The following is a 522-nucleotide window of genomic DNA, read 5'->3' on the forward strand; positions in this document are numbered from 1 at the left end:
ATGATAGAAGACCAACTAAGCCTAAGTAATGATCGCCATGAAGATGGCTAATAAAAATATGTTTGATTCGGGAAGATTTAATGCCATACCTATTCAACTGCAGCTGCGTTCCTTCTCCACAATCTATTAGGTATAGCTTATTGTCGATATTTAGTACTTGTGATGTCTGATTTCTTCCATAAGCAGGTGTTGCCGAATTACTACCCAATATAGTTAAATCAAACGTCATCGAATATCGTTACTCTTCTGATGTCGAAAAACCACGGAACTCTTTCTCGAGCTCTTCCATGAAGACAATATCTTCCGCCTCCTGAATAGTGGGAACTGATACCAAGACATCTTCTAGCTTACAAAGCTCAATTAGCTGTGTGATAGCCTCATTTGCACATGCTAATATAAAAACACCTCCCAATGCTTTACACATTCTGTGAGCCATTAATGCAGAGCGCAGCCCAGATGGGTCGATCGTTTCCACCTCTGAAAGGTCAAGCACGATATTTCGCTGTCCATCTGTATTGATTC

General features: G+C 40.4%; 2 protein-coding genes. Both read right to left on the reverse strand.

Features of this window, described 5'->3' with window-relative positions:
* The coding region (locus DC366_RS20715; protein WP_119851600.1) for an MBL fold metallo-hydrolase at nucleotides 1-229 on the reverse strand (229 nt) is incomplete at its 3' end.
* 9 nt (nucleotides 230-238) lie between these two features.
* Nucleotides 239-522: STAS domain-containing protein (locus DC366_RS20720; RefSeq protein ID WP_108693793.1), on the reverse strand; the 284-nt coding region annotated here is incomplete at its 5' end.

Origin of the sequence: Pelagivirga sediminicola (assembly GCF_003072125.1) — a bacterium.
Lineage (GTDB): Bacteria > Pseudomonadota > Alphaproteobacteria > Rhodobacterales > Rhodobacteraceae > Roseovarius > Roseovarius sediminicola.